Origin of the sequence: Kitasatospora sp. CM 4170, assembly GCF_032110285.1 — a bacterium.
In the GTDB taxonomy this organism is placed as follows: Bacteria; Actinomycetota; Actinomycetes; order Streptomycetales; family Streptomycetaceae; genus Kitasatospora; species Kitasatospora aburaviensis.
In genome coordinates this window covers 6550863-6565000 of the sequence record NZ_CP134877.1, presented here as the reverse complement: position 1 = coordinate 6565000, position 14138 = coordinate 6550863, and the positions used below count along the sequence as shown (strand labels likewise).

Genomic DNA, 14138 nt, shown 5'->3' with positions numbered 1-14138 from the left:
TCCGCGTTCAGCCAGAACTGGTAGAAGGCGTACGGGGTGGTCAGCTCGGGGTCGAGCCAGACCGTTCCGGACTCCGTCTTGCCGAACTTGGTGCCGTCCGCCTTGACGATGAGCGGCGTGGCCAGCGCGTGCACGGACTTGCCGTCGGCCTTGCGGATCAGGTCCGTGCCGGCGGTGAGGTTGCCCCACTGGTCGCTGCCGCCGGTCTGCAGGGTGCAGCCGTAGCGGCGGTTCAGCTCCAGGTAGTCCATGCCCTGGAGGATCTGGTAGCTGAACTCGGTGTAGCTGATGCCGGCGTCGGAGTTGAGCCGTCGGGCGACGGCCTCCTTGGCGATCATGTTGTTGACGCGGAAGTACTTGCCCACGTCGCGCAGCAGGCTGATCGCGGACATCCCGGAGGTCCAGTCCAGGTTGTTGACCATGCGCGCCGCGTACGGGCCCTCGAAGTCGAGGAAGCGCGAGATCTGGCCGCGCAGGCGGTCGACCCAGGCGGCCACCGTCTCGGGGTCGTTGAGTACGCGCTCGGCGGTGGGCTTCGGGTCGCCGATCAGGCCGGTGGCGCCGCCGACCAGGCCGAGCGGGAGGTTGCCGGCCTGCTGGATGCGGCGCATGGTGAGGATCTGCACGAGGTTGCCGAGGTGCAGGCTGGGCGCCGTCGGGTCGAAGCCGCAATAGAACGTGACCGGGCCGTCCGCGAACGCCTTGCGCAGTGCGTCCTCGTCGGTGGACAGGGCGATCAGCCCACGCCACCGCAGCTCGTCGACGATGTCCGTCACGGTCACGCTTCTCCTTCGATCGGGCGTCCGCCCGCTGCGGGCCCGGTTCGGTCGGGCCCCGGTGCGGAACGACTCCAGCGTGTAGAGCCTACGCGGTCCCGGCCAGCGAGTTTCCGCGGAGTCGGCCGGTCGGAGTCCGCCGGCCCCGCTCGACCGGCTCGCGCACCCGCCGCCGACCCGCGCGCACCGCGGGTGTCCCCCGCGTCGGCGGCCCGCCCACCGGCCCACCGGCGCACCGTTCCCGCATCGCCACAGGTCCGCCGCTACTCGGCCACCGCTCGGCCACCGTCCTCGTTCCGACACCGGAAATTCCGTTGTTCGTCGGCCCGGAGCCCCTTCAGAGTGGTCCCACCGCCGCGCGGCGGCAGTGACGTGTGTGGAGACGGTCGTGCCGCCGTGGCACGCCCGTGGAAAGGGTGGGCCGAGGTGCGCAGCACGCTGGTTCTGAATGCAAGCTACGAGCCCCTGACGACGGTGTCGCTCCAGCGTGCCGTCGTCCTGGTACTCCAGGACAAGGCAGTGGTGGAGCAGGCGCATCCGTTGCGCACGGTCCGCGGTACCGGGGTGACCGTACCGGTGCCCCGGGTGATCAGACTGCAACGGTACGTACGGGTGCCGTTCCGACAACAGGCGCCGTGGTCGCGTCGTGGTGTTCTGGTCCGTGACCAGCACCTCTGCGCCTACTGCGGGCGCCGGGCCACCACGGTGGACCACCTGCAGCCGAAGTCGCGCGGTGGGGCGGACAGCTGGATGAACACCGTCGCCGCGTGCGCCGAGGACAACCAGCGCAAGGCCGACCGGACACCGGAGCAGGCGGGGATGCGGCTGCTGCGCAAGCCGTTCGTACCGACGCCGCAGGCCACCCTGATGATGGCGCTGGGCCTGCGCGGCTCGGAGGTCCGGGAGCTGGCCGACTGGCTCCCGGCGGCCCCGATGGCGCCGGCGCCCACCGCCGCCTAGCGGACGCCCGGGCGCCGGGTCGTCCGGACGCCGGAACACCCCGGCGCCCGGACGCCGGGACCCCGGGACCCCGTGACCCGGCTGTTGCGGCCGGGTGCCGGGCCTCAGCCCTTGGCCTGGTACCCGGCCGCGGTGCCGAAGTTGGCCGCGTGCTCGGGCACCGCGACCACCTGGCCGCCGCCGACCAGCACCCGGCCGGAGACCAGCAGCGAGCCGGTGCCCTGCGGGAAGTTGCCGCCGACGCTCTCCTGGCCGCCGGCCAGGGCGAAGCGGCTGAGGTGGGCGGGCTGGTCGCGTCGTTCGTCGACGGCGAGCAGCAGCGCGCTGCCGTCGACGCCGACCGCCCGGACCTCGCCCTTCTCGCTGGCGGCGGTCTTCCAGCGCTGCTGCCCGGTGTCCAGGTCGTAGCCGACCACCGAGACCGGGCCGCCGGCGTTCGCCGGGACCAGCATGGTGACCATCGTGCGGTCCTGGAAGAACACCCCGGGCGTGGCCGAGAACGTACCGTGACCGACGTCCAGCCGGCCCTCCCCCGCGGCGACCGGGATCTCCACGGCCGGATCGCCGGACGCGCCCCAGGCGAACACCTTGTCGTCGGTGGGCTTCTCGCCGGTGGTGAGGACGACGGCCGGCTCGGCGGAGAGCACCGTCACGGTCTTCGGCTGGTTGTTCAGGCCGCGCCACCAACTCACCGTGCCGTCGGCGGTGTTGAGCGAGACGGCCTGGTCGACGGGGGTGGAGTCGGCGCAGCTGCTGGCGATCATCACGGTCTTGCCGGCGACGCCGCCGGAGAGGCTGCAGAACTTGCCCTGGCCGGTGTACTGCCAGACGTCCTTGCCGTCGGCGGACTCCCAGGACACCACGCGGTCGTCGCCGACGGCGATCACCTTGTCCTCGGTGACGCCGACGTGGGCGGTGTAGGTGCCCTTGGCGTCGGTGACGGACTTGGTCCAGGCGGTCTTGCCGGTCTTGGTGTCGACGGCGACCACCGAGGTGCACGGGCTCTTCGGGTCGGCCTGGGTCCGGAACAGTGCCGCGCCGATGCCGGCCGCGTTGACGCTCGGCGAAAGCCCGCAGGGGACGGCGCCGGCGGCCGGGGGCTCGACCGACCAGGTGGGCTTGCCGTCCGCCCGGTCGTAGGCGTGGACGCCGGCGGCGTCGGCGCGCACCACCGCGTCGGACAGCAGCCAGCTGCCGACCAGGGTGTCGTCGGTGCCGGGCTGGAGTGCCGCGGCCGGCTGGGCGGACCAGGCCTTGGTGTGGGCGACGGCGAAGCCCGGCTCGCTGCCGGTGCCGTCGGCGGAGTCGGTACCGCCGTCCTCGGCGGCCACCAGAAGGGCGGCGGCGAGCAGTACGCCGAGCGCGGCGACGCCCGCTCCGGCGCGGATCGCCAGGGACCGCCGGCTCGGCGCGTGCTCGGCCGAGACCACCACGTCGGCAGCGGCCCGGGCCCTGGCCGCGAGGCCGGTACGGCCGCCGTCGGTACGGACCTCATCGGTAAGGGCGCCGCCGGTCCGGGCCGGCCCGGCGGCGGGCGTGGTCGGGTCACCGGAGCCGCGCTCACGCCCGGAGTCGGGGCCCCGGTCCAGGTCTTCGTCGGCGTCCCAGTCGGCCTCCCGGTCGGCGTTCCGGGGGGCTGCCGAGGGCTCGGACTCCTGGTCGGGGTCGGGATGCAGGTAGCCGTCGGCGGAGTACTCGGCGCCGGCCGGGGCGTACAGATCGGCACCGGCCGGTTGCTGCGGGACGGCGTAGCCCGCGTACTGCTGCTGCTCGTAGTCGGTGTACTGGTAGTACGGCTGGTGGCCGCCGGCGTGGACGCCCTGTCCGTAGACCGTCTGCCCGTACCCGGTCTGCCCGTCCGGCGCCGCGTAGTCGGCCGTGCCGTAGCCCTGTTCGCCGTAGCCGCCCTGCCCGTACGTCCCCTGCCCGTAGGACCCGTTTCCGTACGCGGGACCGTTGCCGTACGCGGACCCGTGCCCCCCGTAGGCGTCCGGCCCGTACCCGGCCCCGACGCCGTACTCGGCACCGCCTCCGTACCCGGTGCTCTCCCCGTACCCGGTGCCGGCCTCGTACGACCCGCTCCCCTGCCAGGGCTGCTGCTCCGGATCGGCCGCGGGCCGGTCCTGCCGGTCGCTCTGCCGTGGCTGCCAGGGCTGCTGCTGGGCGCCGCCGAGGGGATCCTGAGCCATCCGTTCCGTCCCTCCCGCCGCCCGCCGTGGAGGAGCCAGCATCTCACGCCACCCGGAGCGTCCCGTTCCGCCCTTGGGGAAGGGGGCCGGGACACCGCACGGGACGGGACGGGACGGAACCGGAACCGGAGCCGGGCCGGACCGCCGCGGTCAGGCGGACTCGGCGCGCAGGGCCGTGTCGATGCGCGCGGCGAGGGTGAAGTCGAGGTCGGTCAGGCCTCCGGCACTGTGCGTGGAGAGGGCGAACCGCAGGGTGCGCCAGCGGATGTCGATGTCGGGATGGTGGTCCATCGACTCGGCCTCGTCGGCGACGGCGACGACCACCCGGATCGCCGCCGGGAAGTCCCGGGCGTCGGCGGTGCGGGTGATGGTGTCGCCGTCCCGGGTCCACTCCGGCAGGCCGGCCAGTGCGGCGGTGATCTCGTCCTCGGTCAGGCGTGCTCTGCTGCTCATCGGACCGCTCCCGTGGGTCGGAGTGTTGGGTGACGCCGCCCGCGGCGGGGCGTCAGTCCTTCCGGCGCGGACGCGGCACCAGTTCACCGCCGCAGTTGGGGCAACGGCCGGCCATGGCGTCGGTGCAGTCCGGACAGAAGGTGCACTCGTAGGAGCATATGGAGGCGGGGCCGTCCGCGGTCAGCGACACCTCGCAGCGCTCGCAGATCTCACGCATCTCCAGTGCCATGACGTCCTCCGGGTCGGTCGGTTCAACGGTCGGTGTGACAGTCGGTGCAACGATCGGCATGACAGTCGGTGCAACGGTCGGTCCGACCGTTCGCGTGACGGTCGATCAGCTGATCAGCAGCTTGGTGACGGCGACCAGGCCGACCACCACGATGACGCCCCGCAGCACCGGCGCCGGCAGCTTGCGGCCCACCTTGGCCCCGACCAGGCCGCCGACCAGCGAGCCCGCCGCGATCAGGCCGGCGGCGGTCCAGTCGACCGTCGAGGTGAAGAGGAAGAAGAGGGCGGCGACGGCGTTGACGATCATCGCCAGGGCGTTCTTCACGGCGTTGATCCGCTGCAGCTCCTCCTGGAGCAGCATGCCCATCAGGGCCAGCAGCAGGACGCCCTGGGCGGCGCCGAAGTAGCCGCCGTAGATGCCGGTGAGGAAGACGCCGGCGAGCAGTGCGGCACCGCCGTCCGGGTCCCCGCCGGGGCGGCGGCGGGCGGCGACCGCCTTGGCCACCCGTGGCTGGATCACGACCAGGACGAGGGCCAGCAGGATCAGCACCGGGACGATCGCGTCGAAGGCGGCGCTCGGCAGTTCGATCAGCAGCACCGCACCGACCAGCCCGCCGAGCAGCGAGGCGGTGCCGAGGCGCAGCAGCCGGCGGCCCTGGTCGGCCAGTTCGCGCCGGTAGCCGATCACGCCGCTGAGCGAACCGGGCACCAGGCCGAAGGAGTTGGAGACGTTGGCGGTGACCGGCGGGATGCCGACGGCGAGCAGGACGGGGAACGTGATCAGGGTTCCGGAGCCGACGATCACGTTGATCATCCCGGCTCCGACGCCCGCCGCCAGGACGGCGACCGCCTCCCAGAGCGTCATGGGCCACCTCTCGTCTCGGTCCTGTCCGAGGCGATCATGCCGGACGGCGGGCGGGGCCTACCAGACCCGCCCATCATTCGGGACGCACGCCACATGCCCGCCGCCGATCCGGCCCGGACGCCCGGGCGTCCGCGGGAACGGCGACGGGCCCGCCCCCGGGTGGGAGCGGGCCCGCGCCGCACGGGCGGCCGGCGTGCCGGGAGCCCGGCGCGGCAACATCGCCGCAGCGCCGCAGCGCCGCCGGTCGGGCGGAGGACCGGGCCGGTCAGGCAGTCGACCGGCCGGTCGGACCGGTCACTCCGGGTCGATCTTGCGGTACTCGCGGGCCGGGTCGACCCGGGGACGGGCGGCGCCCTTGGTGTCGGTGTCCAGCGGGCGCGGACCGGCCGCCGGGTCCAGCGGCACCTGGGTGGCGGCCGGGGCGGCGGCACTGGGGGCCGCGACCGCGCCGCCGTTCACGCCGCCGTTGCCGGTCAGGCCGGTGAAGGCGCCGCCGAGGCCCTTGAGCGCGTCGCCGACCTCGCTCGGGATGATCCAGAGCTTGTTCGAGTCGCCCTTGGCCAGCTCGGGCAGGGTCTGCAGGTACTGGTAGGCGAGCAGCTTCTGGTCGGCGTCGCCGTCGTGGATGGCCTCGAAGACGGTCCGGATGGCGGCGGCCTCACCGTCGGCGCGGAGCACCGCGGCCTGGGCCTCACCCTCGGCCTTGAGCACCTCGGCCTGCTTCTCACCCTCGGCCTTGAGGATCTGCGCCTGGCGCTGGCCCTCGGCGGTGAGGATCGCGGCGCGCTTGTCGCGGTCGGCGCGCATCTGCTTCTCCATCGAGTCCTGGATGGAGGTCGGCGGCTCGATCGCCTTCAGCTCGACGCGGTTGACGCGGATGCCCCACTTGCCGGTGGCCTCGTCCAGCACGCCGCGCAGGCCGGCGTTGATGACCTCGCGGGAGGTCAGGGTGGACTCCAGGTCCATCGAGCCGATGATGTTGCGCAGCGTGGTGACGGTCAGCTGCTCGATCGCCTGGATGTAGCTGGCGACCTCGTAGGTGGCGGCGCGCGGGTCGGTGACCTGGTAGTAGATCACCGTGTCGATGTTGACGACCAGGTTGTCCTGGGTGATCACCGGCTGCGGCGGGAACGGCACGACCTGCTCGCGCAGGTCGATCCGGTTGCGCACGCGGTCGATGAACGGGACGACGATGTTCAGCCCCGCGTTGAGCGTCCGGGTGTAGCGGCCGAAGCGCTCCACGATCGCGGCGCTGGCCTGAGGGATGACCTGAATCGTCTTGATCAGCGCGATGAATGCCACCACGACCAGGACGACCAGGACGATAAGGACGGGTTCCACGGACTCTCCCCTAGACGACCAGGGCGGTCGCGCCCTGGATTTCGACGACGTCGACCTGCTGCCCCGGCTCGTACACACTGCCGGGGTGGAGCGCGCGGGCCGACCAGATCTCGCCGTTGAGCTTGATCCGTCCGCCCTCCCCGTCGACGGTTTCCGCGACGACCGCGGTGGCGCCCTGGAGCGCCTCGATGCCCATCTTGACCTGCGGGCCCTTCTGCAACTGCCGGTAGGCGATCGGCCTGACCACCACCAACAGCCCGGCCGAGACCGCGACGAAGGCCAGCACCTGCCACACCACGTCGGCCCCGAGCCCGGCCAGGCCGGCGGCGGCGAGCGCGCCGACCGCGAACATGGCGAACTCCGGCATCGCGGTGAGCACCAGCGGTATGCCGAGGCCGACGGCGGCCAGGAGCCACCAGATCCAGCTGTCCACGTGTCCATCCTAGGGAGGGAGGGCCTTCGAGGCGGACAGTTCCCGCAGGTGGAGGGGCGGAAACCGGTCGCACGTGCGACCGGTTCCGGATCGGCGGCGTTCGGCGCCCCGACGCGGGCCGGGGAGGGGGCCCGCGGGGGCGCCGCGAGGTCCGGCGGGAGGGCGGACGGGGCGCGCCGACGGCCGGTCAGCGGCCCCGGCGGGGCCCGGCGGTGGCTCAGCCGAGCGGCAGGCCCTGCGCCGACCAGCGGTCGCCGTGGCGCTCCAGGGTCAGCGGCAGACCGAAGCACTTCGACAGGTTGCGCGCGGTCAGCTCGGTGTCGATCGGGCCGGCGGTGAGCACCTTGCCCTGACGGATCATCAGGACGTGGGTGAAGCCGGGGGCGATCTCCTCGACGTGGTGGGTGACCATCGCCATGGCCGGCGCGAACTCGTCCTGGGCCAGGGCGCCGAGGCGGCGCACCAGGTCCTCGCGGCCGCCGAGGTCGAGGCCGGCGGCGGGCTCGTCCAGCAGCAGCAGCTCGGGGTCGGTCATCAGGGCGCGGGCGATCAGGGTGCGCTTGCGCTCGCCCTCGGAGAGGGTGCCGAACTTGCGGGCGGTCATGCCGGACATGCCGAGCCGGTCCAGCAGGGCCAGCGCGCGGGACTCGTCGGACTGCTCGTACTTCTCCTGCCAGCTGACCGTCATGCCGTACGCGGCGGTGAGCACCGTCTGCAGGACGGTCTGCTCGGCCGGCAGCTTGTCGAACATGGCGGCGCCGGCCAGGCCGATCCGGGAGCGCAGCTCGAAGACGTCGATCTCGCCGAGCTTCTCGCCGAGGATGGTCACCTTGCCGGCGGTCGGGAACAGGTACGAGGAGGCGATCTGCAGCAGGGTGGTCTTGCCGGCGCCGTTGGGGCCGAGGATCACCCAGCGCTCGCCCTCGGAGATGGACCACGAGACCTGGTCGACCAGCGCGCGCTCCTCCCGGACCACGGATACGTCCACCAGCTCCAGCACGTCGCTCATGCCTACGCCTTCCCCAAAACAGAAATCACGGCCGTCGGTGCGGGCGGGCAGCCTACCCCGGCGGCCGGGTGGCACGGAGTGGGTGCGCCGCACACGCATGGGCAAACCTACGCCACGTGGATGACCGCCGATTCCGTAGGCTGGCCGGATGCTCGCGACTCCTGCCGACAATCCGTACGAAGAGCCCCGTTCGGGGCGGCTCACCGCCTGGGGCAACGCCCTGCTGGCCGGGCTGGCGGCGCCCGACAACGCCGCCGCGGCCGTCCTCGGGGCGGACGAGAGCCACCGGGTGACCGGACTGCCCGGGGACGCGCCGGGCGAGCAGCACGGGCTGACCTGGGCGCTGGGGCGGCTGCGGGTGCTGGGCGTGAAGGGCCTGCGGCTGGCCCTGCCGACCGCCGGGCACCCGCTGGGGCTGACCGGCCCGGCGCCGTTCAACGAGCGCGCGATGGGCGCCGGCGAGGCGGTGCTGGCGGTCGGGGTGCCGCTCGGGCTGGTGCCGGAGATCGAGGTCTTCGGCCCGGCCGGGGACCGTTCGGCGACGGTGCTGTGGCGGTGCGCCGAGGTGACCGACGCGCCGCCGGCCGACGTGCCGTCGCTGCACGAGGCCGAGCGCGAGCTGGCGGACGGGCTGCGCGAGGCGACCGTCCTGCTCACCCGGCTCGACGTGGCCGGTGCCGGGCCGGAGGCGCTGCGCGCCCTGGACGCGTACCGGCGGCGCGGCCACGCCGAGCTGCTGGCCCCCGGCTACCCGCCGCGGGCCGTGCGCGTGCTGGAGTCGGCCCGGCAGGTGGCGGCGCTGCTGTCGATCGCCTCGGGCGGCCACGGCGCCGCCGTCAGCGCCTCCGAGATGGCGGCGCGGCAGTCCGTCCTGGCGCCGCTGTGGCGCACCGCCCGGCGGGCCCAGGTGGCCGCCTACAACGCCCTCGTCGACGAGCGCGACGACCGCTGACCGCAGCGGCGCCGTGCGGGTGCCGCCAGGACGGGCCCTACGCCTCCCGCACGGCGCCGTTGCGCACGGCCCACAGCGCCGCCTGCGTCCGGTCCGCGAGGTCCAGCTTCATCAGGATGTTGGACACGTGCGTCTTCACCGTCTTCTCCGACAGGTGCAGGCTCCGGGCGATCTCCCGGTTGGAGCGGCCGTCGGCCAGGTGGCCGAGGACCTCGCGCTCGCGCTCGGTCAGGCTGCCGCCGCGCCCCTGCGGCGGGCGGGGCCCGTCGTCGGCGAGCAGGGCCTCGGCCAGCTCGGGCTGGAGCAGCACGTGGCCGGCGTGGACCGAGCGGATGGCGCCGGCCAACGCCTCCGGGTCGACGTCCTTGTACACGTAGCCGGCGGCGCCGGCCCGCAGGGCGGGGACCATCGTGCGGTGCTCGGTGAAGCTGGTGACGATCAGGATCCGGGCGCGGCTGCCCTCGCCCTTGAGCGTGCGCAGCGCCTCGATGCCGTCGACGCCGGGCATCTTGAGGTCCATCAGGACGACGTCCGGGTCGAGCTCGCGGGCCCGCTCGACGCCCTCGGCGCCGTCGGCGGCCTCGCCGACCACCTCGATGTCGTCCTGCACCTCCAGGAAGGTGCGCAGGCCGCGGCGGACCACCTGGTGGTCGTCGACCAGCAGGACGCGGATCGACGGCGTGGTGTCAGGCACCGGGGACCTCCATCTCGACGAGCGTCCCCCTGCCGGGGGCCGAGTCCAGGGTGAGCGTGCCGCCGACGGCGGCGGCACGGTCGCGCATCGAGGCCAGGCCGAGGTGGCGGCCGGCCCGGCGGACCGACTCGGGGTCGAAGCCGCGGCCGTCGTCGCGCACCCGCAGGACGGCGCCGCGCGCGGTGGTGCCGGCCAGGGTGACGGTGACGCGCCGGGCGTCGGCGTGGCGCAGCGCGTTGTGCAGGGCCTCCTGGGCGACCCGCAGCAGGGCCGCCTCCTGGGCCGGGGGCAGGGCGCGGACGCCGTCGGCGGTGAAGGCGACGTCGGCGGTGTGGGCCCGGTCGAGGACCTGCACCTGGGAGGCGAGGGTGGCGCTGAGGCCGTCCTCCTCCAGCGCGGCGGGGCGCAGTTCGACGACGACGGCGCGCAGTTCGTCGGCGGCCTCGGCCGCGAGCCGGGCGACCTCGGCGAGTTCGGCGCGGGCGCGGGCCGGGTCGCGGTCGACCAGCTTGGCGGCGGCCTGGGCGGTGAGGCGCAGCGAGAAGAGCTTCTGCGAGACGGCGTCGTGCAGGTCGTGGGCGATCCGGGCGCGTTCGCCGGCCAGGGTGAGTTCGCGGCTGCGCTCGTAGAGGCGGGCGTTGGAGAGGGCGAGGGCGGCGTGGGCGGCGAGTATCCGCAGCAGTTCCTCGTCGTGGTCGGTGAAGAGCCCGCCGCCGCGCTTGTTGGCGAGGAAGATGACGCCCATGACCTGCGGTTCGTCCTCGGCGGCGTCGGTGTCCAGGATCGGCATGCCGAGGAAGGCGTCCATCTCCGGGTGGGCGGCGGGCCAGCCGCCGAAGGACGGGGCGCGGCGGACGTCGGTGAGCCGGGTGGGGCCGGTCTCGTGCAGCATCGTGGCGAGGACGCCGTGCTGACGGGGCAGCGGGCCGATGGCCTTCCACTGCTCGTCGGTGATGCCGTCGACGACGAACTGGGCGAAGCCGCCGTGGTCGTCGGGCACGCCGAGGGCCGCGTACTCGGCGCCGAGCAGGCCGCGGGCCGAGGCGGTGATCCGGCGCAGCACCTCGCGCACCTCCAGGTGGCGGCTCATCGCGAGCAGGGCCCGGCTGACCGCCTCGATGCCGGCCAGGCAGGGGTCGCAGGCGGGCATCGGACCGCCGGAGGGGCCGACCTGGAGGTGGGCGATGGACGGGGTGGGCATACCGCCAAACTACCGCCGCCCGCCCGCCGCCCGCTTCGGTCGCGGGGTGTGCGGGGCGCAGGACCGCAGACCTAGGCCATGGGCCCTGCGGGGAATAGCCGAGGGGCGGCCCTCCCCGTCGCCGGGAAGGGCCGCCCCTGATGTGCGAGCGGTGAAGGGCTCAGCCCTTCTGCATGACCTCGGGCTCGTGGCGGCGCTGCAGACGCGTGATGATGATGCCGAGGACGACCGAGATCACCACCAGCGCGCCGGCGTCGAGCAGCAGCTGGGCGACGCTGTGGTCCCACAGCGGGTCGTAGTCGGGGTGGTTGAAGTCCTTGTTCCACGGACCGAGCAGGTGCGAGAGGTCCAGCGTGGTGGCGACCATGCCGGTGCCCCAGCGGGCCGGCATCAGCCAGGCGACCTGCTCCAGACCGGGCTTGCTGAAGATCTGGAAGAGGCAGCCGGTGAAGACGACCTGGACGATGGCGAACATGACCAGCAGCGGCATGGTCTTCTCGGCGGTCTTGACCAGTGCGGAGATCATCAGGCCGAACATCATCGCGGCGAAGCTCAGCAGGATCATGCCGATGGTCATCTCGATGATCGGCAGGTCCTTGACGATCAGGCCGTGCGCGGGGAGCTTGCGCGGCAGGAAGCCGACGGCGGAGATGATCGCGCCCTGGATCACGCTGAAGACACCCAGCACGATGATCTTGGACATCATGTACGCCGAGCGGGAGAGCCCGGTGGCTCGTTCTCGCTCGTAGATCGCGCGTTCCTTGATCAACTCGCGGACCGAGTTGGCCGCGCCGGAGAAGCAGGCGCCGATCGCCAGGATCAGCATGATCGTCGCAGCGCCGCTGTTGATCCCGAGCTGGTTCTTGGGGTTCGGCGCCAGGCCCGCCGCGTTGGGGATCAGCACGCTGACCGCGCCGATGACCGCGGGCAGCAGCACCGACAGCGCGAGGAAGCCGCGGTCCGAGGCGAGCACGGACATGTAGCGCCGCATCAGCGTCCACAGCTGGGAGCCCCAGCTCTGCGGCTTCGGCGGCCGGACGGCCTCCTGGGCCACCTGCACGTGCTGCACCTCGCCCGCCTCCACGGTGGGGGCGGAGTACTGCTGGTAGTGCACCGAACCGCGGTAGCGACCGGCCCAGTCGTGGTCCGGGTAGTTCTCGAAGGCCTGGAAGACGTCGGCCCAGGTCTCGTACCCGAAGAAGTGCAGCGCCTCGTCCGGCGGGCCGAAGTAGGCCACCGAGCCGCCCGGCGCCATCACCAGCAGCCGGTCGCAGAGCGCGAGTTCGGCCACCGAGTGGGTGACGACCAGGATGGTGCGGCCGTCGTCGGCGAGGCCGCGCAGCATCTGCATGACCTCGCGGTCCATGCCCGGGTCGAGGCCCGAGGTGGGCTCGTCCAGGAAGATCAGCGACGGCTTGGTGAGCAGCTCCAGGGCGACCGAGACGCGCTTCTGCTGGCCACCGGAGAGCGCGGTGATCTTGTTGTCGGCGCGCTTGTCCAGGCGCAGCTCGTACAGCACCTCGTCGATCCGGGCCTCGCGCTCGCGGGCCTCGGTGTCGCCGGGGAAGCGCAGCCGGGCCGCGTACTTGAGGCCAGTGCGGACGGTCAGCTCCTTGTGCAGGATCTCCGACTGCGGCACCAGGCCGATACGCGAGCGCAGCTCGGCGAACTGCTTGTAGAGGTTGCGGCCGTCGTAGAGGACGTCACCGCGGTCGGCCGGGCGGTAGCCGGTGAGCGCGCGCAGCAGGGTCGACTTGCCGGAGCCGGACGGTCCGATGACCGCGACCAGGGACTTCTCCGGGACGCCGAAGCTGACGTCGTTGAGCAGCACCTTCTTGCCGCTCTTGAAGTCGACCTCGACGGTCAGGTGACGGGCCGAGAAGGAGACGGCACCGGTGTCGACGAACTCCTGCAGCTGGTCGCCGACCAGGACGAAGCTGGAGTGACCGACGGTCAGGCGGTCCTGCGGACCCATCAGCTGGCGCTGGACGCGCTGGCCGTTGAGGAAGATGCCGTTGTGGCTGCCGAGGTCGACGATCTCGTACCGGCCGTCGGGCAGCTGGCGCAGCTCGGCGTGGTGGCGGGAGACCTGGAGGTCGGAGACCACGATGTCGTTGTCGAGCGCGCGACCGATCCGGACGGTGTTCATCCCGGCGGTCAGGCTGCGGATCATCGTGGGCTGCGGGCCGCCGTCGTGCCGCGGGGCCTGCTGCTGCGGGCTCTGCTGCGGGAAGCCGCCGTGCTGCGGGGCCTGTTGGGGGAAGCCCTGCTGCTGCGGGAAGGGCTGCGGCTGCTGGCCGCCCCACTGCTGCTGGGCCTGCGGCGGGAACGGCTGCTGCTGCGCCGGCGGCTGCTGCTGCTGCTGGGCCCACGGCTGCTGCGCGGGCGCCTGCTGCTGCGGCCCCGGCACGTGGCTGCGGCTGGTCGCAGCCTCGTGCCAGGCGGGGGCCGGGGCGGCGGCCTGGGCGGGCGCGGAGAAGCCCAGGCGCGGGCCGTTCTCGGCGTTGCCGAGGTTGACCACCGCGCCGGGGAAGAGCTGGGCCTGCTGCGTGCGGGCACCGCCGGTGTAGGTGCCGTTGGTGCTCCCGTGGTCGTCCAGCTGCCAACCGGCCCCGTTGAAGGAGATGGTGGCGTGGTGCCAGGAAACCCGGGCGTCGTCGAACGGGAAGTCCGACTGCGGGTTGCGCCCGATGGTGTAGGACCGCCCCGGCTCCAGAGTCCGCTGCTGCCCGTTGATCTCAATGACGAGTTGCGGCACTGCGCGCCTGCCCCGCTCTCTCGGTCCCCCGATTTCGGCCCCCGACCGGGGCGGTGTCCTGCAATCTGACGGGGGAATCATTCCAGCCCGCCGCCCGTTGGTGAAAGTCACCCCCGGTGACTGTGACCAGGCGGCAACGATTCGCGGACGCCCCCGCCACCGCTCCCCGATGTCACCTCTGCGCAACCACGCGGTCACCACGATCGTGCGCACACTTTCCACCACCTCCGACCCGACCGGTCCACGACGCGGACGGGTGCCGTGGCCTCGCCGGACGCC

General features: G+C 73.1%; 13 protein-coding genes (1 of these 13 only partly in view). 2 read left to right on the top strand and 11 right to left on the bottom strand.

Annotation, left to right across the window (positions count from 1 at the left end; genetic code table 11):
* Positions 1-776 carry the 5' portion of a tyrosine--tRNA ligase gene (tyrS, locus tag RMN57_RS28015; RefSeq protein WP_313767993.1) on the bottom strand. The gene continues 493 nt to the left of window position 1, outside the view, so the window shows 776 of its 1269 coding nt (coding positions 1-776); its start codon is at positions 774-776; the stop codon falls past the left edge of the window.
* Between the two features lie 426 nt (positions 777-1202).
* On the opposite strand from tyrS, the gene RMN57_RS28010 reads away from it, so the two are divergent.
* Complete coding sequence (locus RMN57_RS28010; RefSeq protein ID WP_313766063.1) at positions 1203-1736, top strand: HNH endonuclease; 534 nt, start codon at positions 1203-1205, stop codon at positions 1734-1736.
* Between the two features lie 104 nt (positions 1737-1840).
* On the opposite strand, the gene RMN57_RS28005 is transcribed toward RMN57_RS28010, so the two are convergent.
* From RMN57_RS28005 to RMN57_RS27975, 7 genes are all read right to left on the bottom strand, one after another.
* Positions 1841-3925, bottom strand: a complete 2085-nt coding sequence (locus RMN57_RS28005; RefSeq protein ID WP_313766062.1) for a PQQ-binding-like beta-propeller repeat protein — start codon at positions 3923-3925, stop codon at positions 1841-1843.
* Between the two features lie 150 nt (positions 3926-4075).
* The gene (locus RMN57_RS28000; RefSeq protein ID WP_313766061.1) at positions 4076-4378 is read right to left on the bottom strand and encodes a 4a-hydroxytetrahydrobiopterin dehydratase; all 303 of its coding nucleotides are present in this window, start codon (positions 4376-4378) and stop codon (positions 4076-4078) included.
* A 52-nt stretch (positions 4379-4430) separates the two neighbouring features.
* Positions 4431-4667 carry a DUF1272 domain-containing protein gene (locus RMN57_RS27995; protein WP_380235072.1) on the bottom strand — a complete coding sequence of 79 codons (237 nt, stop codon included), beginning with the start codon at positions 4665-4667 and terminating at the stop codon, positions 4431-4433.
* 45 nt (positions 4668-4712) lie between these two features.
* Entirely contained in the window at positions 4713-5471 is a 759-nt protein-coding gene (locus RMN57_RS27990) for a sulfite exporter TauE/SafE family protein (protein WP_313766060.1), read from the bottom strand.
* A gap of 294 nt (positions 5472-5765) precedes the next feature.
* Complete coding sequence (locus tag RMN57_RS27985; protein ID WP_238863237.1) at positions 5766-6812, bottom strand: SPFH domain-containing protein; 1047 nt, start codon at positions 6810-6812, stop codon at positions 5766-5768.
* Positions 6813-6822: 10 nt separating this feature from the next.
* Positions 6823-7245: an NfeD family protein gene (locus tag RMN57_RS27980; protein ID WP_313766059.1), complete on the bottom strand. Its 423-nt coding sequence runs from the start codon at positions 7243-7245 to the stop codon at positions 6823-6825.
* Between the two features lie 217 nt (positions 7246-7462).
* Positions 7463-8254 (bottom strand): ABC transporter ATP-binding protein, encoded by a 792-nt coding sequence (locus RMN57_RS27975; protein ID WP_313766058.1) that lies wholly within the window; start codon positions 8252-8254, stop codon positions 7463-7465.
* 148 nt (positions 8255-8402) lie between these two features.
* On the opposite strand from RMN57_RS27975, the gene RMN57_RS27970 reads away from it, so the two are divergent.
* Positions 8403-9206 carry a hypothetical protein gene (locus RMN57_RS27970; RefSeq protein ID WP_313766057.1) on the top strand — a complete coding sequence of 268 codons (804 nt, stop codon included), beginning with the start codon at positions 8403-8405 and terminating at the stop codon, positions 9204-9206.
* Between the two features lie 37 nt (positions 9207-9243).
* On the opposite strand, the gene RMN57_RS27965 is transcribed toward RMN57_RS27970, so the two are convergent.
* The 3 genes from RMN57_RS27965 to RMN57_RS27955 form a co-directional block, all read right to left on the bottom strand.
* Positions 9244-9900, bottom strand: coding sequence for a response regulator transcription factor (locus RMN57_RS27965; RefSeq protein WP_313766056.1), 657 nt, complete (start codon positions 9898-9900; stop codon positions 9244-9246).
* Positions 9893-11050 carry a GAF domain-containing sensor histidine kinase gene (locus RMN57_RS27960; RefSeq protein ID WP_313767991.1) on the bottom strand — a complete coding sequence of 386 codons (1158 nt, stop codon included), beginning with the start codon at positions 11048-11050 and terminating at the stop codon, positions 9893-9895. Before RMN57_RS27960 ends, RMN57_RS27965 begins: the two co-directional genes overlap by 8 nt.
* A 211-nt stretch (positions 11051-11261) precedes the next feature.
* Entirely contained in the window at positions 11262-13859 is a 2598-nt protein-coding gene (locus RMN57_RS27955; protein ID WP_313766055.1) for an FHA domain-containing protein, read from the bottom strand.
* Between the last annotated feature and the right edge of the window lie 279 nt (positions 13860-14138).